The organism is Mesorhizobium sp. M6A.T.Cr.TU.017.01.1.1, assembly GCF_004023115.1.
In the GTDB taxonomy this organism is placed as follows: Bacteria; Pseudomonadota; Alphaproteobacteria; order Rhizobiales; family Rhizobiaceae; genus Mesorhizobium; species Mesorhizobium mediterraneum.
On sequence record NZ_RZTA01000091.1, the window covers coordinates 1 to 26,712 of the forward strand.

The window sequence follows — 26,712 nt, forward strand, 5'->3', positions numbered from 1 at the left end:
GCCCGGGCCAGGCGAGGTCGGGAACCATCATCGTCGCATAGACGATGACCGGCCAATGCCAGAGATAGAGCGAGTAGGAAAGTTTCCCCACCCATTGCAAGGGCGGCAGCGCCAGCACGGCGCTGGGTCCGCTTTGGACATTGCCGGAACCGCTGAGCAGCAGGAGCACGGCGCCGGCCACTGGCACCAGCGCCGCGACGCCGGGGAAGGGGGTGTCCTGCTCGCTGAAGGTCAGATAGGCACCGGCGATCAGGGCCAGGCCAAGCCATGCCAATGCTGTGCCCAGTTGTGGGCGCTCCCGCCAGAATTTTGCCGGCGCCATCGTCGCCAGGCCGCCGGCGGCAAATTCCCAGGCCCTGAGCGGCGAGAAATAGAAGGCCCAGGGCTGCGCCACGGTGGTGAGCCAGGCGCAGACGGCGAACGACACCGCGCCCGCGAGGCCGATCACCAGGATTGCCGCGCGCTTGCCCGGGCGCAGCCATGCGGCCAGCAGAAGCAGCCCCGGCCATACGAGATAGAACTGCTCCTCGACCGAGAGCGACCAGAAGTGGATGAAGGGGTTGTTCGCCGCATCGGGGGCGAAATAGTCGAACGCCCAGCGGATCAGCCAGAAATTGATCGCATAGGCCGAGGCGAACATGGCGCCTTTCGAATAGAGTGCCTGTTCGTCCGGCGACAGGATGAAGTAACCTGCGACCAGCGTGACGAGGATGACGAACAGCGAGGCCGGCAGCAGGCGCCGGGCGCGCCTTGCATAGAACCGCCACAGGTTCAGCCTGCCGTCCTCGGCGATTTCCCGCAGCAATTGGCCGGTGATCAGATAGCCGGAGATTACGAAGAAGATGTCGACGCCGGTGAAGCCGCCCGGCAGGTCCGACAGACCGAAATGGAACGCGACGACGCCCGACACCGCCAGCGCACGCAGCCCTTCGATATCAGGCCGAAACGATGCTGACACGGCGATACCTCGCGTAGGTCGTTGAAAAGCCCACCCGTTGCGAAGACTCGACGCGATGCGCGGATATTGCAATGCAACAAATCTAACGCAGTGCAACATAAGTGGAGGTTCGCGGCGTGCTCGTCGGCGTGCACATCAGCGCCGCCGTCTGCATCCGCCGCGGCGGCCGATTTTTGAGCACAAGTAGAATAACTGGCTCGGCTAGCGGGCCTGCGTACCGATCTCAGGCTTTAGAGGAGCCCGGCGCGCGAGCGGCGGGCTCCTCCCCTTGGTCGTCACCGATCACGCATGCGCCGGCGGATGATGACGCGAGTCCCAGACCGCCCAGGCCGATGCCGCAACCACCAGCACGCCGAGGACAATATGGGTCGCCATCGCGTTGGCGTTCGCCATGAAGCCGAGCAGCCAGGGCGAAACGATCAGCCAGAGCCCGACAACAAGATTTACCCACTCTTCCCACTCGGCGAATACCGAAAGCGCCGTGATAGCCAAAGCACCGAGCACAACGCCGGCGATCCAGGCGTTCCACGCAGGATTGGTTTCAGCAGCGAAGCCGAGTACCCAGGGTGAGACGAACAGGCAGACCGCAAGGATCAGGTTGATCCAGTCCTGGGCCTTCTTTCCTTCCATCACATTGTTTGCCATGACAACCTCCACAGATGAAGTTTGACCAAAGCACCACGTCGCGTGCAACGCACGCTTAGTCATTGATATATTGCGCTTTCGACGGCCTTCAAGGAGCGGCCCTGCGCGGCCATGGCGTCGTCATTTCGCACCGCAGCGATGCCGTGTCTGCCATCTGCCTGCGCGGTTCAGAAGCGCCGATTCCCAGAGGCTTCCGCTTGCAAGGTCGAGGAGCCCGCGCAGATCATGGAGCAGGCGGCGTTCTCAGCCGATCACGCCTTCTTCAGGAACTCGGTTTTCAGCACCAGGCCCTTCACCTGCTTGGTATTGCACTCGATCTCGCCCGGATTGCCGGTGAGGCGAATGTTCTTCACCAGCGTGCCGCGCTTGATCGTTTCCGACGTGCCCTTGACCTTCAAATCCTTGATCAGGGTCACGGAATCGCCCTCGTTCAGCTGGGCGCCGTTGCTGTCTTTTACGATCGCGTCTGTCATGTCGGTTCTTTCATGGGGCCGGTCCACGGACTATCCGGCGGATGGCGGCCAGGTCAAGCATGCCGGGCACCCACGTTGCCCATATCAGGTGCTTCGGCTATTGACCGACAGCCAATGCCGGCACAGGTCAAACGGAGCCCGACCATGACAGAGAAGACCATCCTCAAATTCGGCGCGGTCAAAAACGGGGAGGCGGGCGATCTCGCGGGCTGGATCGTTGTCGACGGCAACCCGACCATGAAGACTGCCGTCCAGCACACTACCGAGGACGGCAAGGTCATGTCGGGAACATGGCAGGCTACCCCCGGCACCTACCACGCGACCTACAGCGACTATGAATTCGTGCACATGATATCAGGCCGCATCGTCATCACCCCCGATGGCGGCGCGCCCGTCGAAGTCGGTCCCGGCGATGCCTTCGTGGTCGAGGCCGATTTCAAGGGAACGTGGAAGATCATCGAGCCGGTCACAAGCATTTCGTCGTCAGGATCGGCTGAGGCAGGAGGCGAGCCTGGCAATCCTGTCATGGCCCGACACGCCGCCGCCAAACCTGTCGATCCCGGGTGTGTTGATCCCCGGGGCCTGTCGGGCGCCGCAAGTGGCACGGTCGAATAAAAAGATAGAGTCCCGTCCATTAGGGATGCATGAGACTCTAGAAATTGAAATAGATCGCCGGCGGATACGGACTGGGCACATCCTTGCCGGCCGGCGCCGCCATCGCACCGGACGACGCGGTAATCCCACCGGTAGCCTTATTGTCGAGCACCGGCCGGCTTTTCTCGGCTGTGGCTGCTTTCGCATCGGCGGCAACGACTTTCGTCTTAGCCTCCACGGTTTGCGACAATGCGAGCACGGCGAGCAGTGCAGATAGGGCAAGTTTCATGACGGATCCCTCTATGGTTAACGTAAGGTTAACCCCGGCCGCCGGCCCGAACACGGCCGCTGTGTGGAAGGGCGTGGAATTCTGTGGAATTCCTGGAATATCGGCTTGTGGAAAAGTGCGGCCCGTGGGGAACGGAGCAGGTGCCGGCGCGTATTAGGCTCGCAGCCGCATCAGGCGGCCGAAGCCCGGAACGACGCGGCCGAACACGGACATCCAGTCGCGCTTGGCCGCCGATGTCGCGGCCAGCGCCGGTGTGAGATCAATCCTTGAAGCCGGTGGAGTCGAGCAGGGCGACCTGCTTGCCGTCGATGTAAAAGCGTATCACGTGCGCGCCACCGTCGACTTCGATGCGCGTCGGCTCGATGGCCGGCTTAGCCTGCTTGCCATATGTCGCTGCAGCGCGCGAGCCGGCAGCGGCTCGCGACGGTCCGTCCGGCCCGAAGGTCAGCAGCAGCAGTGCGGCGGATCCAGCCGCAATCGCGGTGAAGGAGATTTTGGGAGATGCAGTCCAGGACATCGAATTATTCCTTCCTTGTTGAGGCGGCATCTTGCGCTGGTTGCGAGAACTCGGCTTCGCCGTCGTTCAAATGACTGAGGAAGGGTGTTGGTATTCAAGCCTACATTAGCGTGAGTTCTATACGGTTTTGCCCTTGCCCTCCGCGACCTTAGCGCCGCCTGCCGGGGCGAAAAGGGCAGGTGCGTGGAACGGCATGGATTTCTGCGGATTTCCTGGAATATCGACTTTAGGAGAGGCCCGGCCCGCGATGAATGCGGTGGGAGCAAGTGCTGGCACATGTTAAGCCTTGCGGTGGCATAAAGGGGCAGGTGGGATGGCACAGCATATCGCGCAGAAGTTACGGCTGACTGTGGCCCTGCTGGGAACCATCAGCCGCAAGGACCTTGCGGCGGCGTTCCGGAACGTCAACCCGAACACGGCGTTCGATCTCGGCCGCGCCGACAAATGGCTGCAGGGCCGCGCCCAGCCACGCCAGCTCAGCGTCTACGACGATTGGTCGAAGGTTCTCAAGCTGGAGCAGCCAGGCGCCTGGATCGCCGAGAGCGACCTGCCAGGCTTCACCGCGGCGATCTGCGCCCGCCACGGCATCGAGAGGGCCGAACTGGAACGCCGCGTCGGCGCGCAGTTCGAGGCATCGTCTGGGCATGAGGAGCGAAGCCTCGGATTGGCCCTTGCCGGAACCTATGCGTGCTATTCGCATGCTTTGTCGCCCTATTATCGCGGCCAGTTGATCAGGGGCAGCCTGTCGATTGAGACTGGGCCGGGTGCGCGCGGCCTGACTGCCGCCTATCGAGAGGTGTTGCCGACCGGACAACTGCTGGTCGGCGGTCCGGTGAGCCCGGCAAAACGCGGCCTTTATGCGTTTCTGAAGGAAACCGGCGGCGATGCCCATTTCTTCCTCTGCCTGTTCCCACAGTCGCGGCCGGGAAGCGTGCTTGGCGGCTATATGTGCGGCACCACAATCATCGGCCCGGAGCCGCAGCCATCCTTGACTAGAATCCTGATCGTCCGCTTGCGCGACCCGGTGCCCGAGGCATGGGGCGGATATCTGCCGCCCGACGGGTCGATTGCTAGGGATTTGGCATCGCTAGGCGTGACCGTCGAGCAGCCGGAAGCGGTCGACCGGCAGCTGGCGCAATTCCTCGCCGGAGACAGCGACGGTAGCGCCAGCCAGATCCCGCCGGCCGAATTCCGCGCCGTTCTCGACGTGTTCGACCGTCATTGGCTGAGCCATTCGGGCTAGGCCGGAGCTCGTCTTCTGCCTCTGCGGAACCGATCACTACGTCAGTTGTTGTGTCCGGCGATTAAAGCGCCCGTCCTGATGTCCAGTCGGACCGCCAAGCGCCCGCCCTTGCCGCTCGCGTCTTCGAACTCGCCGGCGCGAAGAAGCGGAAGTTGCACGCCGGCTCAACATGCCCGATCATGGCTATGGCAGGGCGGAGGTATCAAGTGGCGGCCAATCGTCGAAACGGCATGCACTCCGCCGAGCTTGGGGTGATGGGCGTTGTTTCCTCTGCCAGAACCCTCCCGCGCATGTCACTGCCCACCGTCGCGACTGTCGTCGCGGCGGTTGCGGCCCTGTATTTCGGGCGCGAGGTTTTCCTGCCGATCGCAATCGCTCTGCTGCTTACATTTGCGCTTGCGCCCATGGTTTCGGCACTCAAACGAGTCGGCCTTCCCCGTCTCCCGGCCGTCATCGCCAGCGTGCTGAGTGCATTCACGGTCCTTGCGCTATTCTCCTTCATTGTCGTCACTCAGGTCAGCGAACTGGCGCAGAACATCCCGCTTTACCAGTCGAATATCCTGACCAAGGTCAGGTCCCTGAAGGAAACCGGCGTCGGCGGCGGCATCATCGCCAGGCTGGGCGGGGTGATCGAACGCGTTGGCCAGGAACTCGACAGGCAGGAAGCCTCACCGCTTACCGCAGATGAGCCAGAGCGCGAGCCGGTGCCTGTCGAGATCATCGCGCGCGAAAGGCCGCTCCAGGTTCTTCAGAACCTGATCGGCCCGCTGATCAGCCCGCTAGCGTCGGCCGGCCTGATCATCGTCGTCGTCATCTTCATGCTGCTCGAGCGCGAGGACCTGCGCGATCGTTTCATACGCCTCGTCGGGTACGGTGATCTTCATCGGACCACCGAGGCGCTCCAGGAAGCGGGCAAGCGGGTCGGCCGATATCTACTCATGCAATTAGTGGTGAACATCGTCTATGCCGTGCCGATTGCATTCGGGCTTTGGGTTCTGGGCATACCGAATGCGATGCTGTGGGGCCTGCTGGCGTTGGCGCTGCGCTTTGTTCCCTATATCGGCCCGATCGTTGGTGCGCTGCTGCCTCTGTTTCTGGCGCTTGCCGTGGCTCCCGGCTGGTCGCTCGTGCTGTGGACCGCCGGGCTGTTCGTGGCCATGGAAATGATAACCGGCAACGTGGTCGAACCGTGGCTCTACGGTTCACGAACGGGGCTTTCACCATTGGCCATCATCGTTGCGGCTATCTTCTGGACCTGGCTCTGGGGGCCGCTGGGCCTGGTTCTGTCGACGCCGCTCACTGTCTGTCTCGTCGTGCTCGGCAGGCACGTGCCGCAGTTCGAATTCCTCGACGTCCTGTTCGGCAACGAACCCGTGCTCGAACCGCATGCTCGGCTCTACCAACGGCTGTTGGCCGGTGATCCAGAGGAAGCCACAGATCACGCCGAGGAGATCCTGGAGGAAAAATATCTGTTCGAATTCTACGATAAGGTCGCCATTCCCGCACTTCTGCTCGGCGAACAGGATCGCGTGCGGGGCGTCATGGGCGATGAGCAAAGACGGCAGGTGGCGGCCAGTGCGCAGACGCTGGTGGCGAACCTCGACGACAGCGCACAGGAAGAAGCAGAGGAGGAAGACCCAGCCGCCGCCGAGGAAACCGGCTCGCGCAAGGACAAGGAGACTCAGGGGGAAGGCGAGGACGACGTCGAGTTGCCTGATGGCACGGACATGGCGGTGGTGTGCGCCGGCGGACGCGGCGAACTCGACGATGCCGCCGCCGCCATGCTGGCGCAGGGGCTCGAAGGCCAGGGCGCAACGATATCGAAGGCGAGCTTTGCCGAAATGGATCCGGCGAGCATTCGCCGGCTTGAGCTCGACGCTGTCGACGCCGTTGTGGTCGGCTTTCTGAACCGTGACTCAGTCAAGCACGCCCGTTTCCTGGTTCGTCGGCTGAAACGTATCAAAAGGGCGCTACGGGTGGGCATCGTGTTCTGGTCAGCGACCGACGGCGACAACAAGGAGACAGCCGCCAAATTGGCCAACGACATCAATGCCGATTTTGTGGCCCATGGCATGGTCGATGCCGTATTGGGCGCGTTGTCGAGCGATCCGCCCGTCGCGCTGAAGGCCGCTGCCAGGCGCCGCATTCGCCGTCGGCCGCCGGCCGCCAAGAAAGCGCCGCTTGCGGCTGCAAAATAAGGCTGCAGTGCGCTGTCACGTCCAGAAATAGCGAACCGTGTGGAAGAAAACCGGGGCGGCGAAGACCAGGCTGTCGGCGCGGTCCATCATGCCGCCATGGCCCTCGATCAGATGGCCCCAGTCCTTCACCCCCTGATCGCGCTTGATGGCGGAGGCGACCAGTCCGCCGAGAAATCCCATCAGGCAGGCGATGAAGGCGACACCCGCTGCCTGGAGCGGCGAGAACGGCGTCAGGAACGACAGCAGCGCGCCGAGCAGGCTCGATGCCACCAGCCCGCCGATCAGGCCCTCCCAAGTCTTCGACGGCGATACCTTGGGCGACATCAGATGCCTGCCGAACAGCTTGCCGAAAATGTATTGCAGCACGTCGCTGCCTTGCACGGCGATGATCAGGAAAGCGATCAGCAGCAAATTGCGACCTTCGAAGCCGGGCACCTCGAGCGTCAGCAGCGCTGGCACGTGGCTGACGCAGTAGACCGAGATCATGACGGCCCATTGCTGCGCCGAGACGCGCTCGAGAAATCGTTCGGTATCGCCGTGGAGCGCGGTGATCGCCGGCATAAGCAGAAAGCAGTAGACCGGGATGAATATGGTGAAGAGGCCGTACCAGGCGGTCCACACCAGCCAATACTGGAACGGGATGATGATGCCGAACATGCCGAGCAGCACCCAGTGGTCGCTGCGGCGGGTGTGCGTCAAAGTCACGAATTCGCGCAGCGCCGCAAACGAGATCAGCGCGAACAGGATGGTCATGCCGTGGCGACCAAAGAAGAAGGCGACGGTGATCGCCAGGACCATCACCCACCAGGCGTTGATGCGCTGGTTGAGGTTGGTCAGGGTCGAGGGCAGCGGCTTCGGCGCGCGCCACGACAGAATGCCGGCGACCAGGCTCGCCGTTATCAGCACCGCAGTGAGTCCGACAATCAGAATGAGGATTTCGCGCATTGGCATGTTGTCTGGTTGTCTCTTAGGGGTCGCAGGATGTTTTTCGGAAAGCCGGATTCCACTTTTCCGCATCATGCGCTGGCGGGCGGGGGTTCAGCGCAAGCAGCGTCTCGCGGGCGCGGTCGAGGAAGGCGCGGCGTTCCTCGCCAGGCGCAATCGCGATCGGCGCGCCGAAGACGACGCGGCAAAGCAGCGGCACGGGCACGAACTGACCCTTGGGCAGCACCCGCGACATGTTCTCGATCCAGCACGGGATGAGCTCGACGTCGGGCCGCGCCATCGACAGATTGTAGAGGCCGGAGCGGAACGGCAGCAGCGGCTGGTCGGTCATGTTGCGCGTGCCTTCGGGAAAGACAATCAGCGAATGGCCCTCGTCGAGCACCGACAGCATGATCGAAATCGGATTCTGCGCCTCATCGGTCCACTGCCGGTGAATGAGCACGGAGGACAGCATGTCCTGCGCGATGAACCGGCGCAGCCGCGATTTTCCCCAATAGTCGGCGGCAGCGACCGCATGGGTGCGAGCGCGCTCCTTCTCGCTGAGGCAGGCCGACAGCAGGATGAAATCGCCGTGGCTGGCATGGTTGGCGAAGTAGATGCGCTGCCGGTCCGACGGCTGGCTGCCGTTCCAGATCGGCCGCACGCCGGTCACCGCCCAGGCCAGCGCCGACAGGCCGACCGAGGTCACGGTCTGCAGCATGGTGAAGGTGCGAGTGCCGAGCTTGCTCATCGGCTGGCTCAGACAAAGGCCGCGACGAGGGACGCCGCCCCGAACAGGCCGATCGCGATGCGCTGCCTGGCCAGCAGGCGGTGCGTGCCCGCCATGCGCCGGTCGAGCGAGCGGCCGCCGGCAGAGGGAGGTTTCAGCCGCATGCGCGCCAGCACCTCGTCGACCGCGGCACCAGCTGCGGCCTCGCTGGCGTGGCTGGCCATCAGCCGGAACAGCAGCGCGTCGAAGACAAGCAAAGCAGAGTAGGCGAGGGTGGCCGCCGCGCTTGCTGCCGCGATCAGCCAGGCCGCGGCCGATATGGGCGTTGCCTGCGGCCCGGCCACCGCGCCAATGATCGGCGCGGCCATCAAGGCGGCCGCCAGCAGCAGAAGCGGCCACGCCGCCTGCACCATCAGCCCGGCTGCGAACGCCTCGGCCCTGTCCTGATAGGCGTCGCTTTTCATGCCGGCTCGTCCACCCTGATCTGAAGATGCACCGGCCGGCCCGATGCTGCGAGCCGCTTGTGCGCCTGCGCCGGCGTCGGCGAGCGGCCGGTGGCAACCAGCCATTCAGCAACGACGCCGGCGCTGCGCTGGAAACCGAGCGCGCAGCAGACCAGCACGGTGCCGTGGCTGCGAGCCGCTTCGATCGCCGCCACCGCTTGCGCTCGCGCCTCTGGCGACGGCGGCAAAAGATCGAGCATGGCGATACCTGTCCAGCGACAGGTCACGCCGCGCGGCCTTTCCAGCTCGCCGGCAAAGTCGATCACCGTGCCGAAAGTGTCGGCCTCAGCAGCTGTCGGAAAGCGGCCGAGGAAGACGCCGTCGGCGACCGCGATCTGCGCCGGCAGCGTGCGCGTCCACGCCCAGACATTGATCCTTGCGCCAAGCCGGTAAGGCAGCAGCAAAATACGGCTGGCCAGCGAGGCGCTGCCGTCGGCCGCTTTCTGGAACACCTTGGCGCCGGCCCCGGCATAGGCGAAGGCGACGATGGCCAGCGCCAGCGCGGGCCACAAAAGGATGAGCCACAGCGCCGAGACAAAGGTGCCGGCAACGGTGCCGGCCAGCGCCAGCGCCGCGCCAAGCGCATAGAACCGAGCCAACCGCCGGGCCTTGGCATCGGCGGCTAGGTGGAAGCCGGCGAACGGCAATTCGCCCTCGCGCGGGAACAGCCACAGGGCAAAGAAGCCGAGCAGCGCGCCTGTCGGGATATCGATGACATGGTGCTGCCATGTCGTCAGCACCGAGGCGCCGATCAGCAGACACCAGGCATGCCAGACGATGCTGGTCGTGCCTTTGAGCCGATAATGCCAGTGATCCCAGATGATGACCAGCAGCGCGATGTGCAGCGACGGCGCCTGGTTGAACGGCTTGTCGAAGCCGCCGAGCACCGCGAACATGAAGCCCGGCAGGCCGGATGTTTGCGGCCGCATGAAGGTCGCGGTCAGCGGGAAGACGATGAAGCAGGCGACGGCGAAGATCTGGGCGGTGAGATAGCGGCCGGCGAGACGGTCGACGCCGCTCTTGGTATCGTTCAACAGCAGCGACAGGCCGTAGAACAGGTTGATCGACCAGTAGGGCACGATCGTCCAGGCGATGAACGGGACGGCGCGCTCCCAGGCGAAGACGATGCTGCCGACATCGTTGCGCTGCGACGCCAGCCAGTTGGCGAAACCGTAGGTGGCGTAGAAGAACGGCGCCAGAAACGCCAGCCACAATGCCGCCCGCAGCACGATCCCGGCGTACGGCTCGCGCGCAGGAGCAGAAAGGGCAGGGTCAGCGCCAAGGATAGGCATGACCATGCTCAGACGCGCCGCGCGACGGAAACGGTAAAGATGCCCCACTGGTCGATGCGCTGGTCGAGCTTCTCGAAGCCGGCCGCCGCCACCAACTGGTCCATCTCGCCTTGCGTGCGCCGGCGCATCACCCAGGCCTGGCCGCCGCGATGCGAGGTAAGGCTGCGCGCGATCATTTCGAGCTGCGGATGCCAGGGCTGGTTGGTGTAGAGAAGCAGGCTGCCGGGCTGCATCGCCTTGGCCAGCCCGTCCAGCGAGCGGGCAATCATGGTGTTGTCGGAAAACAACTCGTAGAGTCCGGAGACGATGGCGAGGTCCGGCGCTGGCTTCAGCCCGGCAAGCATTTTGGGGTCGAAGGCGTCGGCCTGATGAAACGAGACGCTGGTCGGCAGGTGCCGCTCGGCGATCAGCTTGCAGCCGCGCGAAACGTTGAGGTCGGAGAAATCCTGTAGCCGCACGCTGGCCGGCGGCACAGCGCATTTGGCGACGGCGTCGAGCACGTAGCGGCCGTGGCCGGCGGCGATATCGACGATATGGACCGGGCGGCCCGCGGCCTGCAGCGTCTCGGTGGCGCTGCCGATCAGCTCTTCCAGATTGAGCTTGCGCTGCCGGATGCCGCGCCAGCCGATGGCGTCGAGAAAGGTGCGGTCGATCATGCGGCCGAGCGGGCTGCTGCCCCGCGCCTCGTTCTCGTAGACATAGTCGAGCGTCGAGCCGGAATCGAAGCCGGTGGCAATGCCTGTCTGCAGGCCTGATGACAGCCATGCGCCCATGCGGATCGAGGCACGGCTCATTGCCCAATAGAGGCCCTTGGGCGATAGCAGCGGTAGCGGCGAGGCGAGCCGGTCGGCCTCGTCGCGCGTGTAGCCGGCGCGGTCGGCCGCGGTCAGGGCGACCGGCTTCGCTGACGTCGCGAACTGTCTTTCGAGGAACGGCTTGATCAGGTCGAGCGCTTGGCTGCGGTCGCGTTCGCCCAGCGTGTCGTGGAAGAAGCCGGGCAGCACGTGCCGTTCCTTGGCCGGGCTGGCGAGATTGACGAAGAACTCGTGCTGCGGCGCGTGCCGCACCACCCAGTCGCTGCCCGAGATCAGCAATTGCGTCGGCACAGTGATGGCGCGGGCATCCGAGACGACGCGCGCAGCATGGTCGTAGAGCTCGACCAGGATGTTGGAAGCGATCGGCCGCGTGATCAGCTGATCGGCCTCGAAGGAGGCAATGCGCTCGGCATCATGCGTCAGGAACTTGGCCTTGACGTAGGAATTGACGAAGAAGCGCCCCTTGATCTTTTGCCACAGCGCGATGCCTTGCTTGGCGAAAGGCACGTAGAGCTTGACCGAAAAGGCCGGCGAGGCCAGCACCAAAGCGCGAATCTGCGGCGCATAATCATGCACCCAGGCGGCGGCGAGCACGGCGCCGAAGGATTGCGCGATCAGCGCGATGTCACGCTGGCCAAAACCGTCGCTGCCGATCTCACGCACGAAACAATCGATGTCGCGCACCAACGCGGCAAAGGACGGCGCGTAGCCGCGCTCGCCGGCCGAGCGGCCATTGCCGCGCGCGTCCCAGGCGTAGAAGGCATGGTCGGGCATGTCGAGTTCGTCGACCAGATGCGCCATGCGGCCGCCATGCTCGTGGCCGCGGTGAAACAGCAGAACCGCGCCCTTGGCGGGTTGCCCGACAGCCGGCCAGTAGCGGTAGAAGATCTCGGTGCCGTCATGGCTCCCGAAGACGCGCTCCTGCGCGACCCGCTTGAGGCTTGCCAAAGCCGCGGCGGCGGCAATCGTCTGTTCGTGAAGCATGTTTTCCCCCTGGCGGACGCGACCGGAATTTCAATCGTCGCTCCCGTTAAGGCCGCTGCGTATCCGGTTGATGGCGGTCACCAGCGAGAGTGTAGCCATTGCCGGAAACACAAACGGCGCGATCGCCGCGATCCACAGGCCACAGGCGATGAGGAAGGCGATGATGCCGAGCGCCAGCGCTCGGTCGCTCTTGCCGAACGGCCCGGCATAGTTGCGCCCCGTTCCCGCCGCTATGCCGAGCACGCCGGTGAACTCCACGACGATCGCCGCGATGGCGAAAGCGACGACGCCCCAGGCTGGGAAGATGACGGCAAAGGCCAGGATCAGCGCGAGGTCCGAAACGACGTCGCAGAGCTCGTTGAGGTACATGCCAAGCTTCGAGGCCTGACCATGCTCACGCGCCAGCATGCCGTCGATGGCGTTCAACGCCATGCGCGCGAACAGCACAACCGGCATCAGCAGGAAGACCGCGCGATGGCCGGCAAGGGCCGCGACCAGAATGCCGGTGGCGACCGACAGGGCGGCGGCCAGCAGCGTGATCTGGTTGGCGGTGACGCCGGCCACGGCCAGCCGGTCGGCGATCGGCCGCAGCTTGGCCTGGAAGGCCGGTTTCAGCGCATAGAGCGTCGGCATGTGCGGAACCCCCCGGCCACAACATAGTGACAACGACGATGATCAATTGGCGCCCAAGACGCAAGGGCTGCGAGCGGTTGTACATGGTTACGATTGGTAGCGCCGGACAGATCATTTGAGAGCTAAGCTTTAAGGTTCCGGCGCGGCAACCACTTCGAGGCCGAGCTCGTCTGCGGCCGCTATCATGCCGGATCGAAACAGCGTCCGCCGCTTGGTCGCAGCGGATGGCTCATTTCTCGAATATAACTTTACAAATATCCTAAAATATGTGAAGTTAGGTCAATCGAAGGGTCATCCATGATAACCAATCGTTTCGCCACGCGCCTGAATTCCTTTGCCTCGCGGCCGCAGGCCGAATGGCCGGATCTTGTCGGCAAGCCGTCCATGCTGCAGATGGCGGCGCGTGCGGCGAAGGTTGCGGGGTTGACCGACCTCGACTTGAATTTTCCCGACCATGTCGGCGAAAAGCCTGCAGAAATGGCGCGAAAGCTCGGCGATCTCGGGCTTTCGATCAATGGTTTCGCCATGCGTTATTATTCCAACCCGGCCTTCAAGCTCGGTGCCTTCACCAATCCCGATCCCGCTATTCGCCGCGAAGCCATCGACCTGACCAAGGCCGGCATCGACGCCACCCGCGAGGCCGGCGCCAGCCTGATGACGCTGTGGCTCGGGCAGGATGGCTTCGACTATGCTTTCCAGGCCGATTATGAGGCGCTCTGGCAACACGAAATCGATGGAATTCGTGAAGTTGCGGCGCATGATCCCGATTGCCAGATCAGCCTCGAATACAAGCCCAACGAGCCGCGCTCCTACAGCCTGATGCCCGACGCAGCGACGACATTGCTGGCGATCCGCGAGATCGGCCTGCCCAATCTCGGCGTGACGCTCGATTTCGCCCATGTGCTCTATGCTGACGAGCAGCCGGCCTTTGCCGCAGCACTCGTGGCGCGCCATAGCAAGCTGCTCGGGGTGCATCTCAACGATGGCTACGCCAAGCGCGACGACGGCCTGATGGTCGGCGCGGTGCACACGCTGCAGACGATCGAGCTGCTCAGGCAGATCCGCCGCGACGGCTATGCCGGCGCCATCTACTTCGACACGTTCCCCGACATGACCGGGCTCGATCCGGTCCACGAATGCGAAGTCAACATCACCACCGTCAAGCGCATGCTGCGCGTCGTCGATCGGCTGGAAAAGGACAACCGCCTGTCCACCGCCGTCGACCGTCAGGACGCGGTCGCGTCGCAGGCCATCATCCAGGAAGCCATGCTCGGACCGGACAGCTGAGGCTCCGGCGGCATAGACCGTTTTTCAACAAGGGAGGAAAGACCATGAAATTTCTGCTTGCCACCGCCACCGCTGCACTGGTGGCGCTGTCCATCGGCTCGGCTTTTTCCGCGGACCTCGCGCCGCTCAATTCCGACACCGAGAAGGATCGCATCGACTGGTCGCAGCTCGAGGCCAAGTTCGGTGCGTTCCCCAAGCTGCCCGACGGCACCAAGGCGGGCGCCGTCTCCAAGACGCTGACCAACGAATACTGGCGCTCGCTGGGTGAGGGCTACAAGTCGTTCGGCGACCGCGTCGCTGTCCCGGTCGTCTATCAGGCGGCGCAGAGCGAGGGCGACCAGCTCGGCCAGCTCACCATCGCCGAAGGCCTGGTCACGCAAGGCTACAACGTGCTGCTCGTCTCGCCGCAGACCGACTCCAACCTGCAGCCGATCATGGAACAGGCCAAAGCCGCTAACGTGCCCGTGGTCAACGTCAACGACGCCGTCATCCCGCAGGCCGAGCATTATGTCGGCAATGTCCAGCGCGACAATGGCGTGCGCGTCGCCAAATGGTTCATCAAGAACCGGCCGGACGGCGGCAAGGTCGCCATCGTCGAAGGGCAGGCCGGCGTCTATGCGGCTGTCCAGCGCACCGACGGCTTCAAGACCACGATCACCGAAGCCGGCAAGTTCGACGTCGTTGCCAGCGTGCCCGGCAACTGGGATCGCCAGACCTCCTACGACGCGGCCACCAACATCCTGCAGCAGCACCCCGACCTGATCGGCTTCTATGCCAACAATGACGGCATGGCGCTGGGCATCGTCGAAGCGGTCAAGGCCGCCGGCCTGCAAGACAAGGTTGCCGTCTTCGGCACCGACGGCATCTCCGACGCCTATGCCTCGATCCGCGCCGGCGAGCTGACCGGCACCGTCGACAGTTTCCCGGTTCTGACCGGCGAGGTGGCGCTGGAATCGGCGTTGCGACTGGTGGCCGGGCAGAAGCTGCCGCGCGTCGTCGCCACGCCGCAGGCGCTGATCACCAAGGACAATGCCGACCGTTACTCCGGCGCCGGCGACGCCGTGCGCAAGGCGCTGCTCGAGGACGCGGCAGCGGGCAACTAAGGGCACAAGGGCGGGTGCCGGCAAGAGCATCTCGCTCACGGCTGGCACCCTTGCCCGGAGAACGAACCAATGTCACCCCGGCTGCAATTCGAGGGCATTTCCAAGACGTTTCCGGCCGTGCGGGCGCTGAGCGATGTGTCCTTTTCGGTCGGCGGCGGCGAAATTCATGGCCTGCTCGGTGAGAACGGCGCCGGCAAATCGACGCTGCTGCGCATCCTTTCGGGGGTCTACAGGCCGACGGCGGGAAGCGTGCTGATCGACGGCAAGCCGGTGACGCTGAGCAATCCGGTCGCCGCACGCGCCGCGGGCGTCGCCATGATCCATCAGGAATTGCAGCAGGTGCCGCACCTCAGCGTCGCCCAGAACATGTTCCTCGGCCATCCGCTGACGCGTGGCGGCATCTTCGTCTCACGGCGCGAGCAGGAACGCCGCGCTGCGGAAGCCCTTGCGGCCATCGACCCAACGATCGATCCGGCAGCGCCGCTCGGCAGCCTGAAGGTCGCGCAGCGGCAGATCGTCGAGATCGCCCGGGCGCTACTCGATCGCGCGCGCATCGTGGCGATGGACGAGCCCACATCGAGCCTGACGCCGAAAGAATTCGAGCGCCTGGCCGAAGTCATTGCCGGCCTGGCCCGCGACGGTGTCGCGGTCGTCTATGTCTCGCACAAATTGGACGAGGTGTTCGGCATCTGCCAGCGCGCCACCATCATGCGCGACGGCGTCGTGGTCGGGTCCGTCGATCTTGCGCAGGTGTCGGAAAAGGCCGTCGTTTCGATGATGGTCGGCCGCGAGCTTGCCCAGGAACAGCACCGCTCGCACACCTCCAGCGAGGTCAGGTTGAGCGTTCGCGGCCTCGCCTCGCCCACCAAAGTCCATGACGTCTCGTTCGACCTGCATCGCGGCGAGGTGCTGGGCATTGCCGGCCTGGTCGGCTCGGGCCGCACCGAACTGCTGCGGCTGCTGGCCGGTGCCGACCGCGCCTCATCAGGCGCGGTCGAGATCGACGGCAAGGCGGTAAAACTTTCCAGTCCGCGCGATGCCATCGCCGCCGGTATCGGCCTGGTGCCGGAGGAGCGCAAGCGCGAAGGCATCGTGCCGCTGCGCTCGATCTCCAGCAATATGGCGCTGGCATCGATGGGCGTGTTCGCGCCGCGCGGCGTCATCGATCACACCAGGCTGAAGCGGGTCGCGGCCGAGAAGATGAAGCGGGTCAATCTCAGGCCGTTCCTGCTCGACCGGCCGATCCGGCTGTTCAGCGGCGGCAACCAGCAGAAGGCGATCATCGGCCGCTGGCTGGCGGCGGGAACGCGCATCCTTTTGTTCGACGAGCCGACGCGCGGCATCGATGTCGGTGCCAAGGCGGAGATCTACCACTTGATCGAGGAGCTCGCCGCCGAAGGCCATTCGGTAATCGTCGTGTCGTCCGAGCTTCCCGAGGTGATCCGGCTCGCCGACCGCGTGCTGGTCATGCGCGAGGGCACGGTCGCTGCCGAACTGGACCGCGCAAGCCTTAGCGAACAGGCGATCGCGGCGCACGCCATACCCCAATCGGAGATTCAGGCCGGCACGGCGCAAGGCCATTGGGCCGGTGCATAACGGACAGGACCAGCGGATGACTGATATAACCGAACACACAGCAGCGCGCCCACGGGCGGATTTCCTGCACCGGTTTTCCGTGCGCGACGCCGGCACGCTGATCGGCCTGGTGGTGATCGTCGCCGTCTTCGGTGCGCTGGTCCCGGGCTTCTTTGCCGAGCGCAACCTGATCAACATCCTGCAGCAATCGAGCATCAACGCCTGCCTGGCGCTGGGCATGACGCTGGTGATCATCTCGGGCGGCATCGATCTGTCCGTCGGGCCGACGGCAGCCCTTTCGGCCGTCATCTCTGCCTCGATGCTGGTCGCCGGCGTGCCGTTTCCGCTGGCCATCGCCGCCGGTTTCGCCATCGGCCTCGTCTGCGGCCTGCTCAACGGCGTGCTGGTCGCTTATGTCGGGCTGCAGCCTTTCATCGTCACGCTGGGAACGCTGAGCACCTACCGGGCGCTGGCGCTGATCTATACCGGCGGCAATCCGGTGCTCGGCCTGCCTGCCGGCTTCCGCGCCATCTTCAACGGCTCGCTGTTCGGGCTGCCATTGGCGGTCATCATCGTGGCCGTGGTCGCGCTGATCGCCTGGATCATCCTCAAGAAGACGCCGTTCGGCGAATATCTGCTCGCCGTCGGCGGCAATGAGGAGGCCGCCTACATAGCCGGCGTGCCGATCGCCCGCACCAAGATCGCCGCGTATATGATCTCGGGCCTGCTTGCCGCCCTTGCTGCGCAGATCCTGATCGGCCGGCTGGGTGCTGCCGAGCCCATTCTTGGCAACCTCTGGGAGCTCGATGCGATTGCCGCGGCGGCCATCGGCGGCGCCTCGCTGATGGGCGGCAAGGGCAGCGTGGTCGGCACCATCCTGGGCGCCGTCATCCTCGGCACCATGCGCAACGGCCTGACATTGATGAATGTCCAGTCCTTCTATCAGCTGCTGGCAACTGGCCTTATAATCCTCGCCGCGATGCTTATCGATCGCGTGACGAGGGGACGTGGATGACCTTGACCAGCCTGGATCTGAAAGCAGTAGGACCGCGGATCCGCATGATGATGCCGCATCTGACGCCGCTCGAGGCCAAGGTGGTGGAAACCGTCTTCGGGAGGCGCGGCTTCGACGAGACCATTCCGCTCAAGCAGATCGCCGAAGAAGCCGGCGTGTCGGAGGCGATGGTCGTCAAGATCGCCAAGAAGCTTGGCTTTTCCGGCTATCGCGACTTCCGCACCGCCGTCTACGAATACAGTCGTCTGCCGACCGCCGAAATGCACCAGGAGCTGTCGGTCGACGACAGCTCGGCCGAGATCGTCCAAAAAGTGTTCCGCACCTCCATCCAGGCACTGGAGGAGACGCTGGCCATCCTCGACATGGACGATTTCGACCGCGCCGCCGATCTTCTCTATCGCGCCAAGAACCGGGATTTCTACGGCGTCGGCGGCTCGGCGCAGATCGCGCGCGACGTCTCGCATAAATTCCTGCGCATCGGCATCCGCGCGTCCGTCTACGACGATTCGCACATGATGCTGATGTCGGCCTCGCTGCTCGGCGCCGACGACATCGCCGTCGGCTTCTCGCATTCCGGCAACACCAGCGCTGTCATCGATGCCATCCAGCTCGCCCGCAAGAGCGGCGCGCGGACGCTGGCGATCACCAACTACGACAACTCGCCGCTGGCTGATATCGCCGACATCGTGCTGTGCTCGACCGCGCAAGGCTCGCCGCTGATGGGCGAGAACGCGGCGGCGCGTATCGCTCAGCTCAACATTCTCGACGCGCTGTTCGTGGCGGTGGCCCAGCGCGATTACCAGGCGGCGGAGCGCAATCTCGGCCGCACGATGTCGGCGGTGACGTCGAAGCGCCGGGACAGGGGCACATGACGCCACCGAGTCCGCTGGTCACCGTGTTCGGCAGCCTGCATTACGACATCATGGTCGAAGCGCCTGACCGCCCGCGCAGGGGTGAAACCGTGACCGGCCATGCCTGGCAGCCGAAATGCGGCGGCAAGGGCGGGAACCAGGCTGTCTCGGCGGCACGGGCCGGCGTGCGCGCAGCGATGATCGGCGCGGTCGGCGATGACGATTTCGGCCGGGCGCTTCTCGACAATCTCGGTCGCTGCCGCGTCGACAGCCGCTTCGTGCGGGTCGCGCCTGGCGCCGGCTCGGGCATGAGCGTGGCGATCTTCGACGACGGCGGCGACTATGGCGCGGTGATCGTCTCAGGCAGTAATCTCACCTTGGGGGAGAAGGACATCGCGGCCGCGACCGAAATGGTTGCGCAAACTGCGGTGCTGCTGCTGCAGAACGAGGTCCCGGAACCCGCCAACATCGCCGCAGCGCGGGCGGTGAAGGCGCATGGCGGCCGCGTCGTGCTCAATGCCGCACCCGCCCGGAAACTGTCGGACGAATTGGTCGCGTTGGTTGATGTCGTGATCGTCAACGCCATCGAGGCGGAATTTCTGGCCGGCGTTCCGGTCGTCGATGCGCTCGAGGGTGCTGCCGAGGCGGCACGCATGCTGATCGATTTCTGCCCGGCCGCGATCGTCACGGCCGGCGGGGAGGGCGTTGCCTATTGCGACCGTGACGGTCACGCGTTCGCGCTGCCCGCCATCCCGGTGGAGGTCGTCAGCACCCATGGAGCCGGCGACGAGTTCGTTGGCGCGTTCGCGGCAGGCCTTGCCCGCGGGCATCAGGTCGAGGCCGCCATCGCCGCCGCCAATGCCGCCGCGGCCTTGCTGGTCGCTACGCCGGAACGGGAGCGCGAGGCGATCTGAGGCAAGGGCGCTGAGAAGGGGGCGCGCGCCTCCCGCCTGGCCCCGGTGACTTCGACATCGCCGGGGAACTCTTTTGCGGTGCCTTGTCGGGCACGCGGCAGATGCGTAACAGCCCATAGGGAGCCATTTAATTGGAGGACGCGGGGCAGGGGTTCGCGGCCTAGGATTGTTGACGCCCGGTTATGTGACGACCGGCTCGGTCGCAGACATCGGTATTTTAGTGGAACCTAATTTAAATGACGCGGTTAAGCGTGCATGAGAGAGCATGAAATCCAGACTGTTACTGAATACCGGATAGCGGGCAATCAGCTGGCCGATGATCCGGTGATCGCTCTCGATATCGCGGAACGGATATTGCAGGCAGCCGAGAACGACAGGATTGGCTATGTCGTCGTCAGAGCGGGGCACCCCGAAGCCGACCTCATCGAGAAAAGAGAGCCGCAACAGATCAAGGCTACCACAGCCTTGTTCCGCGATTTTGAAGTGTTGCTGCTTGTTCTTTATGCGGCCTATGCCCTTGTCGTGCTGGGTGTCACCGCTTTCGTGATGCTGGAATTGGCTCCTGTTCTGTAGACTTGCTCCAGCAGCGTCCATGCCAGGATTGCTCATGTGGGCTAGCGTTTCTGCATCGTACCGGATGCGAGCGGATGGCGAGGCTGTTCGCTCAGCTCCGACAAGCCGATAAAGTTCGACAATTGAAACGAAAGCCCGCCGCCCTGTCGGACGACGGACTCCGTTGCCTGGGCGCCAGGAACGCCACGGTAGCGACCTCTGCTACTAATGCTCCCGCAGACTTCCAATGTGCGGCCAGCGTGTGGCCTGGCGCATCGGCCGAACAAATGAAAGCCCGCGCCTCTGGCGGAGAGCGCGGGCCGATCAGGTTGCAGCCCGATCTGCAGTGGGAGCCCGAAGGCTCCACTGCTCAAATACAGCTATTAGAAGATGCTAATGTTCCGCATAGTCTGGATGAAGGATGTAACCGCCCTCGTGAACGAGCACCCTGGCAAGAGATTCTTTTTGCCTGAAGCAGTCATGGTTGCTCCTCTCCGCCGGCCTCAAGCAAACTTTATGAGACCAACGTTCGTATGGTGGGCAGGGGATGTGCGCTGGGGGGAAAGCCGTGAGCAGAAAGCAACGCTCCGTTTTTTGGATCGCTCTCTTTGCATCCGTCCTTGGCTTTGTGCTGTTGGTCCTGGTCCTGCAAATAGTGAGTTTGCTTGACTAGATATCGATCACGGCCCGCATGATATTGCTTGATCGTCTGTCAGCGCGGGCCGGTTGCTTGGCGAGAATTTTTCGCCGGCGAGCGTAGGGGCAGGGTCCTTCCTGCGTATCGGTCAGCAGTCGCCGCCAAAACCCACGACGGCGCGACCAATGACAGCGAAAGGACCATCTCCATGCAACGTTCAGCACTCATTGCGGCCCTGCTTATGGGGCTCGTGCCGCTTTCCGCAGCGCACGGCCAGGGAAACGACACGCCGGGAAAGCGCATCCTGCAACGGCTCGACACCAATGGCGACGGCGCGATTTCCAGGGATGAGATGCTTGCGGCGCGCGAGCGCATGTTCACGAAGCTCGATCGCAAGCGCGGCGAGTCGGGTGGCGTATGCACCGACTGAGCGCAGCCGGGCGCGTGCGCGTCCGGCTGCCGATGTTGTCAGTGCTTGCTCTTGCCGGGACTGACGGCACTGCCGCTGATGGCGATGCGCCTGGCCTTCGTCTGCGCGCGCTGGGTCTTGGGCAGCGTCACGCTGAGCACGCCGTTATGGAAGGCAGCATTCACCTTGTCCTCCTCGACCTCGTAGCCGAGCGGGATGCGGCGCTCGAAGCGGCCGTAGAACCGCTCGGAGAAGTGCCTGTCCTTGTCCTCGGTCTCGGAGCGCTTCTCGCCGCGCAGCGTCAGCACGCCGTCGTCGAGCAGCACCTCGATGTCCTTCTCGTCCATGCCGGGGATTTCGGCGGTCACGCGGACCTCCTTCTCGCCGTCGGAGATCTCAACGCTCGGCCAGTTGGCGCGCGCCGACGAAAATCCGCTGAACGAGGGCATGCGCGTTTCGAAACCGCGGAATGCGTCGTCGATCATGCGGTTCATCTCGCGATGCAACGCCATGAACGGATCCCGGTCATCGTCACGATAGAAGCTGGGAACCGGACTATTCTCCCGGCCCCAGGGAATGAGATCACGAATAGCCATTGGTGTTCTCCTTTCTCGACTGGTTGTGCCAGGCGGCGCCAGAGTTCACCCTCGCTCAGGCGGCCTGCTTCGGCTTCTCAACCTGCCCGGCCTTCGGCGCGCCGTCTTCCCTAGTGATCGTGATGCGACGCGGCTTCATCTCCTCGGGCACTTCGCGCACGAGGTCGATCGTCAGCAGGCCGTTGTTGAGCGAGGCGCCGGTGACCGTCATGTGATCGGCAAGCTCGAAGCGCCGTGTGAACGGTCGCACCGGCAGGCCGCGATGCAGATATTCAACCTTGTCCTGTTCCTTGCGCTCGCCAGAGACGATCAGAAGGTTGGGCTCGTGGCTGATGTCGAGATCGTCTTCGGAAAAGCCGGCGACCGCGATTGTCACGCGATAGCTGTTTTCGTCGCTTCGCTCGATGTCATAAGGCGGCCAGCTGTCAGTCTGAGGCGCGTTTTCCAGAAGGTCGAAGATGCGGTCGAAACCGATGCTCGACCGATAGAGCGGGGAAAAATCGGATGCGGTTCTCATAGCTACATCCTCCATAGAGCAATATAGTACGAGGAACGCCAAAGAGCTGGCGCTCCCTGGGTTCTGCCGGCCCCATTCAGCAACCGGCAATTTTGATTTGGTTATTGTCAGCCCGAAATCAAGACCCAGATTCTGTCGCGCTGCCAGATTTTTTGTTGCCAGATTGTGGCTGGCAATGCCGGTTTCAACCTTCATTTGTGGGTCGCGCCGGCACGCCGCATGGAGGATATCATGACCATGACACGCGACGACATCATATCGGTGCTGGGCCCGGTGGACGACGCCGTCATCGCCGACATCGCCTCGACCGGCGCGACGATCGAGGAGTTGCGCGAGGCCTTTGCCTGGGTCGGCGCCGATGAGGCGCTGGTGAACGAGGGCCGCCCTCTGCCGTCGGCAAGGGTGGCGACGCTGATCGGGCTTCTCGAGCCGCCGGACGACGACTTATAGCCGGCCGTTGCGTCGGGCAGGGGACAGGGGTTTGGGCAGGGAGGTCTTGAAGCGCGCAGGCAGACGAACCATCTCGTTCACCGGCGCCGATCGGGCCGCCTTCCTGCTTATTCGAGGATGCTACTTGCTCTAAAAACAGAATGAAGGAGAAAGTGATGAAGGACGTCCCGTTTTCCGAGCCGATCACACTCAAGCTCCAATCCGTCGGAGAGCGCAAGGTCGCCAGCGGTTGGGAAGCCATCGAATGCATGCAGCAGTGGCCGGACCGGGCGCGGGGCCGGAGCTGGCGCGCAGCCTATCGCGCCTGCCGCGACGCGCTCGACGGTTGGCGCACCGCCCGCGAGGCTCGCACGGCCTTCGTCAAGGCGGCTCGCACGGCCGGACTGCTTGTCACGGGACGTAAATCCACCTGATCGGCCGTTTCTCCGACGGCGCGTGCTTGCCCCTCACCCGGATTGCCAACCGATTTGTGAAGGACAAATCGGGGCAATCCGACCTCTCCCACAAGGGGCAAGAGGCGCGCCATTTACTGCAGCGTAATAACACCGTCCACCGCCCACCATTCGGAGGGCTGGATCAGACGGTGATGGGCGACGCGCACGGAATGCAGCGGGCCTTCGATCTCACGTTCCCAATAGTCGAGGAAATGCTTCAGCGTCGGGAAATCCGGGGTGATGTCGTATTCCTGCCAGATCAAGAGCTGCAGCAGGTCCTGATAGTCGGGAAGACGATAATGGATCTCTGCCGTTATCGGGCCAAAACCCTGCATCTGGAGCCAGAACTCGTTACCGTCCTCCGCATGGAAAAACGCCTCCGCTTACTCATCGGTTCCGGCCGCCGGCAGGCGTGCCAGGACCGACAAGGATGTCGGAAAGGCTGCGCCGCGATTTCAAGCCGCATCCGTCAGTTCAAATTCTGGAATAGCGCCACAATTACAGTGTGTTGGCACTCGACCATGGCGAGTGCTAAAATTTTTTCGGCGTCCTCTTGAAAGCCTGGATCGGCAGACTAATTCGATATGCGCGATGCCTGAGCAAGGGTCGCGCACCGTCGCATCGGCCGTTGTACCGGCCGGCTGCGAAGGGAGGTCCAAGAAAATCTGTTTGTCCTATGAGGAGAACGACATGGCGTTCCGTCCATTGCATGACCGTATCCTGGTCCGCCGCATCGAGGTCGACGAGAAGACCGCGGGCGGCATCATCATTCCCGACACCGCCAAGGAAAAGCCGCAGGAAGGCGAAGTGATTGCGGCCGGTCCCGGGGCGCGTGACGATAGCGGCCAGTTGCAGCCGCTGGACGTCAAGGTCGGCGATCGCATCCTGTTCGGCAAGTGGTCCGGCACCGAGATCAAGCTCAATGGCGAAGACCTGCTCATCATGAAGGAGAGCGACGTGTTGGGGGTGATCGAATTGACCGGCGAAGTGAAGAAGGCCGCCTGAGCGGGGCCGCAACAAGCAATCAGTCAACGAAAAGCTGCCTATTTGAAGGAGTTATCCAATGGCTGCCAAGGATGTGAAATTCCATACCGAAGCCCGCGAGAAGATGTTGCGCGGCGTCGATATTCTCGCCAATGCGGTGAAGGTGACGCTCGGTCCCAAGGGCCGCAACGTTGTCTTCGACAAGTCGTTCGGCGCCCCGCGCATCACCAAGGACGGCGTGACGGTGGCGAAAGAGATCGAGCTTGAGGACAAGTTCGAGAACATGGGCGCGCAGATGGTGCGCGAGGTCGCCTCGAAGACCAGCGACACCGCCGGCGATGGCACCACGACCGCGACGATTCTTGCTCAGGCCATTGTCAGGGAAGGGGCCAAGGCGGTCGCTGCCGGCATGAACCCGATGGACCTGAAGCGCGGCATCGACAAGGCGGTCGACGCCGTCGTCGCCGACCTGAAATCCAATGCCCGCAAGGTGACCAGGAACGACGAAATCGCCCAGGTCGGCGCCATCTCTGCCAATGGCGATGCCGAGATCGGCCGTTTCCTCGCAGAGGCGATGGAAAGGGTCGGCAATGAGGGCGTCATCACTGTCGAGGAGGCCAAGACCGCTGAGACCGAGTTGGAAGTGGTCGAAGGCATGCAGTTCGACCGTGGCTACCTCTCGCCCTATTTCATCACCAACCAGGACAAGATGCGGGTCGAACTTGAAGAACCCTATGTGCTGATCCACGAGAAGAAGCTCTCCAACCTGCAGGCCATGCTTCCCGTGCTCGAGGCCGCCGTGCAATCCGGCAAGCCGCTGCTGATTATCGCCGAGGACGTCGAGGGCGAGGCGCTGGCGACGCTGGTCGTCAACAAGTTGCGCGGCGGCCTGAAGGTTGCAGCCGTCAAGGCGCCGGGCTTCGGTGACCGCCGCAAGGCCATGCTGGAAGACATCGCCATCCTGACCGGCGGCACGGCGATCTCGGAAGACCTCGGCATCAAGCTTGAGAACGTCACGCTGGAGATGCTTGGCCGCGCCAAGAAGGTGCTGATCGAGAAGGAGAACACCACCATCGTCGACGGTGCCGGCCGCAAGGATGAAATCCAGGCGCGCATCAGCCAGATCAAGGCGCAGATCGAGGAAACCACCTCCGACTACGACCGCGAGAAGCTGCAGGAGCGGCTGGCCAAGCTCGCCGGCGGTGTCGCCGTCATCCGCGTCGGCGGCTCGACAGAGATCGAGGTCAGGGAGCGCAAGGATCGCGTCGACGATGCCATGCACGCCACACGCGCGGCGGTCGAGGAAGGCATCCTGCCCGGCGGCGGCGTGGCGCTGCTCAGGGCGGCGAAGGCGCTCGACAACGTCGCCGTCGACAATCCCGACCAGAAGACCGGTGTCGACATCGTGCGTCGCGCCATCGAAGCGCCGGTGCGCCAGATCGCCGAGAACGCCGGTGCGGAAGGTTCGATCATCGTTGGCAAGCTGCGCGAGACGACCGACTTCGGCTATGGCTGGAACGCGCAGACCAACGAGTTCGGCGACCTCTACGCACAGGGCGTCATCGATCCGGCCAAGGTCGTGCGCACTGCGCTGCAGGGCGCCGCCTCTGTCGCCGGCCTGCTCGTCACCACAGAGGCGATGGTGGCCGAGAAGCCGAAGAAGGAAGGGGCCACGCCGGCGATGCCTGCCGGTGCCGGCATGGATTACTGACGCCAGGCCTCTGAGGACAAACGACCGTGCCCGCCGATGCGAAGGCGCGCACGGTCGTGCCCGGACCATATGCAGGTGTTGCCATGGACATGATGAACAGTTTTGGAAAGATCGCCGCGCCGACCCTTCCCAGGACCGATTTCAACTATGAAACGGAGTGCAAGACGGCGCTGGCGCCGCTTGTCGACGGATTGCTTGACGCAGTCGAGTCGGCCGGTTGGGATCGCCGCAAGGCGGCCTTTACGCTGATGTTCCTGTCGGCTCAGCGATTGGGAGCCGGCAAAGGGGGCAGAGGAGATGATTGCGGCGCGGATGCGTGAGTGCCTGCGCCTGCTGAGATGGTCGGAAACCGATTTCGCCGAAGAGGCGGGCTATGCGGTCTCCAGAGCAAGGAACTGGCTCTGCGGGCGCGAGCATCCGCCTCTCGGCGTGGTGGCCTGGCTGGAGGCGCTGGTCAAGGCGCATCGGTCGCTACCACGGCCGAGCACGCCGGCCGTGCCGGCTCGCCGGCTCGCCGGCGCCACGTCTTCTATCCTGATGTCAGCTGCGTCCGAAATTCGCGCGGAACCGGCCAGATTCTTGAGCCCGGCCAGATTCTTGAACCCGGAATGGAGACAGTTGAACTCCGAAAGGAGAGTGTCATGGATCGTTCTTCTTTTGAAAAGCCGGTCACCATCCTTACCGGCCTAGGCACGCCGTCGAAGATAGAAAGCGGCGCTGAAGCCTATGCGCTGCTTGCCGACTGGCCGGCGGCGAGCCGGACGGCCGCGCATGACATCGCCGCCAAGGCTTGCCGGGCCGCGATGGACGGCGAGATCGACGCCGAGACGGCGCGGGCGACATTCGTGGCGGTTGGCCGCCGCCACAATCTCCTCTCGC

At 63.8% G+C, this 26,712-nt stretch carries 30 protein-coding genes and 1 pseudogene; 17 read left to right on the forward strand and 14 right to left on the reverse strand.

What is annotated here, in order from left to right; genetic code table 11:
• The 3 genes from EOB36_RS24410 to EOB36_RS24420 form a co-directional block, all read right to left on the reverse strand.
• Positions 1 to 958, reverse strand: a 958-nt coding sequence (locus EOB36_RS24410; RefSeq protein ID WP_164897603.1) for an acyltransferase, incomplete at its 3' end; no start/stop codon positions are given.
• Positions 959 to 1,240: 282 nt separating this feature from the next.
• Positions 1,241 to 1,603, reverse strand: a complete 363-nt coding sequence (locus tag EOB36_RS24415) for an SPW repeat protein (protein WP_095482788.1) — start codon at positions 1,601 to 1,603, stop codon at positions 1,241 to 1,243.
• Between the two features lie 251 nt (positions 1,604 to 1,854).
• Entirely contained in the window at positions 1,855 to 2,076 is a 222-nt protein-coding gene (locus EOB36_RS24420) for an alkylphosphonate utilization protein (RefSeq protein WP_095482787.1), read from the reverse strand.
• Positions 2,077 to 2,220: 144 nt separating this feature from the next.
• On the opposite strand from EOB36_RS24420, the pseudogene EOB36_RS24425 reads away from it, so the two are divergent.
• Positions 2,221 to 2,573: pseudogene (locus tag EOB36_RS24425) on the forward strand (cupin domain-containing protein).
• A gap of 155 nt (positions 2,574 to 2,728) precedes the next feature.
• On the opposite strand, the gene EOB36_RS24430 reads toward EOB36_RS24425, so the two are convergent.
• Both EOB36_RS24430 and EOB36_RS24435 read right to left on the reverse strand, forming a co-directional pair.
• Complete coding sequence (locus tag EOB36_RS24430; RefSeq protein WP_095482786.1) at positions 2,729 to 2,959, reverse strand: hypothetical protein; 231 nt, start codon at positions 2,957 to 2,959, stop codon at positions 2,729 to 2,731.
• Between the two features lie 259 nt (positions 2,960 to 3,218).
• Complete coding sequence (locus EOB36_RS24435) at positions 3,219 to 3,476, reverse strand: hypothetical protein (protein WP_095482785.1); 258 nt, start codon at positions 3,474 to 3,476, stop codon at positions 3,219 to 3,221.
• Between the two features lie 313 nt (positions 3,477 to 3,789).
• On the opposite strand from EOB36_RS24435, the gene EOB36_RS24440 reads away from it, so the two are divergent.
• A complete protein-coding gene (locus EOB36_RS24440) occupies positions 3,790 to 4,719 on the forward strand; it encodes a hypothetical protein (protein WP_095482784.1) in 930 nt (309 codons plus the stop codon).
• Positions 4,720 to 4,925: 206 nt separating this feature from the next.
• On the forward strand, positions 4,926 to 6,917 hold the full coding sequence (locus EOB36_RS24445) for an AI-2E family transporter (RefSeq protein WP_245467878.1): 1,992 nt from the start codon (positions 4,926 to 4,928) through the stop codon (positions 6,915 to 6,917).
• A gap of 15 nt (positions 6,918 to 6,932) precedes the next feature.
• Here the strand turns inward: EOB36_RS24445 and EOB36_RS24450 are convergent, their stop codons facing one another.
• The 6 genes from EOB36_RS24450 to EOB36_RS24475 are packed head-to-tail and all read right to left on the reverse strand — an operon-like array spanning position 6,933 to position 12,798.
• Complete coding sequence (locus EOB36_RS24450) at positions 6,933 to 7,862, reverse strand: phosphatidate cytidylyltransferase (protein WP_128285912.1); 930 nt, start codon at positions 7,860 to 7,862, stop codon at positions 6,933 to 6,935.
• Between the two features lie 22 nt (positions 7,863 to 7,884).
• Entirely contained in the window at positions 7,885 to 8,592 is a 708-nt protein-coding gene (locus tag EOB36_RS24455) for a lysophospholipid acyltransferase family protein (RefSeq protein ID WP_128285903.1), read from the reverse strand.
• A gap of 8 nt (positions 8,593 to 8,600) precedes the next feature.
• Complete coding sequence (locus tag EOB36_RS24460; RefSeq protein ID WP_128285904.1) at positions 8,601 to 9,035, reverse strand: hypothetical protein; 435 nt, start codon at positions 9,033 to 9,035, stop codon at positions 8,601 to 8,603.
• Positions 9,032 to 10,366, reverse strand: a complete 1,335-nt coding sequence (locus EOB36_RS24465) for a phosphatase PAP2/dual specificity phosphatase family protein (protein ID WP_128285905.1) — start codon at positions 10,364 to 10,366, stop codon at positions 9,032 to 9,034. Before EOB36_RS24465 ends, EOB36_RS24460 begins: the two co-directional genes overlap by 4 nt.
• 8 nt (positions 10,367 to 10,374) lie before the next feature.
• On the reverse strand, positions 10,375 to 12,165 hold the full coding sequence (locus EOB36_RS24470; protein ID WP_128285906.1) for a bifunctional alpha/beta hydrolase/class I SAM-dependent methyltransferase: 1,791 nt from the start codon (positions 12,163 to 12,165) through the stop codon (positions 10,375 to 10,377).
• 30 nt (positions 12,166 to 12,195) lie between these two features.
• Positions 12,196 to 12,798, reverse strand: a complete 603-nt coding sequence (locus EOB36_RS24475) for a CDP-alcohol phosphatidyltransferase family protein (protein WP_095482777.1) — start codon at positions 12,796 to 12,798, stop codon at positions 12,196 to 12,198.
• A 297-nt stretch (positions 12,799 to 13,095) separates the two neighbouring features.
• On the opposite strand from EOB36_RS24475, the gene EOB36_RS24480 reads away from it, so the two are divergent.
• The 8 genes from EOB36_RS24480 (at position 13,096) to EOB36_RS24515 (ending at position 21,162) form a co-directional block, all read left to right on the forward strand.
• Complete coding sequence (locus EOB36_RS24480; protein ID WP_128285907.1) at positions 13,096 to 14,085, forward strand: sugar phosphate isomerase/epimerase family protein; 990 nt, start codon at positions 13,096 to 13,098, stop codon at positions 14,083 to 14,085.
• 44 nt (positions 14,086 to 14,129) lie between these two features.
• Positions 14,130 to 15,188: a substrate-binding domain-containing protein gene (locus EOB36_RS24485; RefSeq protein WP_128285908.1), complete on the forward strand. Its 1,059-nt coding sequence runs from the start codon at positions 14,130 to 14,132 to the stop codon at positions 15,186 to 15,188.
• 69 nt (positions 15,189 to 15,257) lie between these two features.
• On the forward strand, positions 15,258 to 16,784 hold the full coding sequence (locus EOB36_RS24490) for a sugar ABC transporter ATP-binding protein (protein ID WP_128285909.1): 1,527 nt from the start codon (positions 15,258 to 15,260) through the stop codon (positions 16,782 to 16,784).
• A gap of 16 nt (positions 16,785 to 16,800) precedes the next feature.
• Positions 16,801 to 17,778 (forward strand): ABC transporter permease, encoded by a 978-nt coding sequence (locus EOB36_RS24495; protein ID WP_164547160.1) that lies wholly within the window; start codon positions 16,801 to 16,803, stop codon positions 17,776 to 17,778.
• Positions 17,775 to 18,650 carry a MurR/RpiR family transcriptional regulator gene (locus EOB36_RS24500; protein ID WP_127204189.1) on the forward strand — a complete coding sequence of 292 codons (876 nt, stop codon included), beginning with the start codon at positions 17,775 to 17,777 and terminating at the stop codon, positions 18,648 to 18,650. Before EOB36_RS24495 ends, EOB36_RS24500 begins: the two co-directional genes overlap by 4 nt.
• The gene (locus EOB36_RS24505) at positions 18,647 to 19,543 is read left to right on the forward strand and encodes a ribokinase (RefSeq protein ID WP_095482772.1); all 897 of its coding nucleotides are present in this window, start codon (positions 18,647 to 18,649) and stop codon (positions 19,541 to 19,543) included. The genes EOB36_RS24500 and EOB36_RS24505 overlap by 4 nt, the downstream gene beginning before the upstream one ends.
• Positions 19,544 to 19,798: 255 nt before the next feature.
• The gene (locus EOB36_RS24510; protein ID WP_095482771.1) at positions 19,799 to 20,116 is read left to right on the forward strand and encodes a hypothetical protein; all 318 of its coding nucleotides are present in this window, start codon (positions 19,799 to 19,801) and stop codon (positions 20,114 to 20,116) included.
• An 824-nt stretch (positions 20,117 to 20,940) separates the two neighbouring features.
• Entirely contained in the window at positions 20,941 to 21,162 is a 222-nt protein-coding gene (locus EOB36_RS24515; protein WP_245465630.1) for an EF-hand domain-containing protein, read from the forward strand.
• Between the two features lie 38 nt (positions 21,163 to 21,200).
• Here EOB36_RS24515 and EOB36_RS24520 read toward each other — a convergent pair whose 3' ends face one another.
• Together EOB36_RS24520 and EOB36_RS24525 are read right to left on the reverse strand one after the other, a co-directional pair.
• The gene (locus tag EOB36_RS24520; protein ID WP_095482770.1) at positions 21,201 to 21,737 is read right to left on the reverse strand and encodes an Hsp20/alpha crystallin family protein; all 537 of its coding nucleotides are present in this window, start codon (positions 21,735 to 21,737) and stop codon (positions 21,201 to 21,203) included.
• 55 nt (positions 21,738 to 21,792) lie between these two features.
• Positions 21,793 to 22,254: an Hsp20 family protein gene (locus EOB36_RS24525; protein WP_095482769.1), complete on the reverse strand. Its 462-nt coding sequence runs from the start codon at positions 22,252 to 22,254 to the stop codon at positions 21,793 to 21,795.
• A gap of 231 nt (positions 22,255 to 22,485) precedes the next feature.
• Here EOB36_RS24525 and EOB36_RS24530 point away from each other — a divergent pair, with 231 nt between their 5' ends.
• On the forward strand, positions 22,486 to 22,704 hold the full coding sequence (locus tag EOB36_RS24530; protein WP_164759062.1) for a hypothetical protein: 219 nt from the start codon (positions 22,486 to 22,488) through the stop codon (positions 22,702 to 22,704).
• A gap of 155 nt (positions 22,705 to 22,859) precedes the next feature.
• Positions 22,860 to 23,117: a DUF982 domain-containing protein gene (locus EOB36_RS24535; protein WP_128285910.1), complete on the forward strand. Its 258-nt coding sequence runs from the start codon at positions 22,860 to 22,862 to the stop codon at positions 23,115 to 23,117.
• Between the two features lie 113 nt (positions 23,118 to 23,230).
• Here EOB36_RS24535 and EOB36_RS24540 read toward each other — a convergent pair whose 3' ends face one another.
• Positions 23,231 to 23,473, reverse strand: a complete 243-nt coding sequence (locus tag EOB36_RS24540; RefSeq protein ID WP_128285911.1) for a protein usg — start codon at positions 23,471 to 23,473, stop codon at positions 23,231 to 23,233.
• A gap of 355 nt (positions 23,474 to 23,828) precedes the next feature.
• Between EOB36_RS24540 and EOB36_RS24545 the strand changes: the two genes are divergently transcribed.
• From EOB36_RS24545 to EOB36_RS24560, 4 genes are all read left to right on the forward strand, one after another.
• The gene (locus tag EOB36_RS24545) at positions 23,829 to 24,143 is read left to right on the forward strand and encodes a co-chaperone GroES (protein ID WP_095482859.1); all 315 of its coding nucleotides are present in this window, start codon (positions 23,829 to 23,831) and stop codon (positions 24,141 to 24,143) included.
• Between the two features lie 58 nt (positions 24,144 to 24,201).
• Complete coding sequence (groL, locus tag EOB36_RS24550) at positions 24,202 to 25,833, forward strand: chaperonin GroEL (protein WP_095482766.1); 1,632 nt, start codon at positions 24,202 to 24,204, stop codon at positions 25,831 to 25,833.
• A gap of 26 nt (positions 25,834 to 25,859) precedes the next feature.
• Positions 25,860 to 26,153 carry a hypothetical protein gene (locus EOB36_RS24555; RefSeq protein WP_126105691.1) on the forward strand — a complete coding sequence of 98 codons (294 nt, stop codon included), beginning with the start codon at positions 25,860 to 25,862 and terminating at the stop codon, positions 26,151 to 26,153.
• 321 nt (positions 26,154 to 26,474) lie between these two features.
• Positions 26,475 to 26,712 (forward strand): DUF982 domain-containing protein (locus EOB36_RS24560; RefSeq protein ID WP_164897604.1); only part of this gene is annotated, 238 nt, incomplete at its 3' end.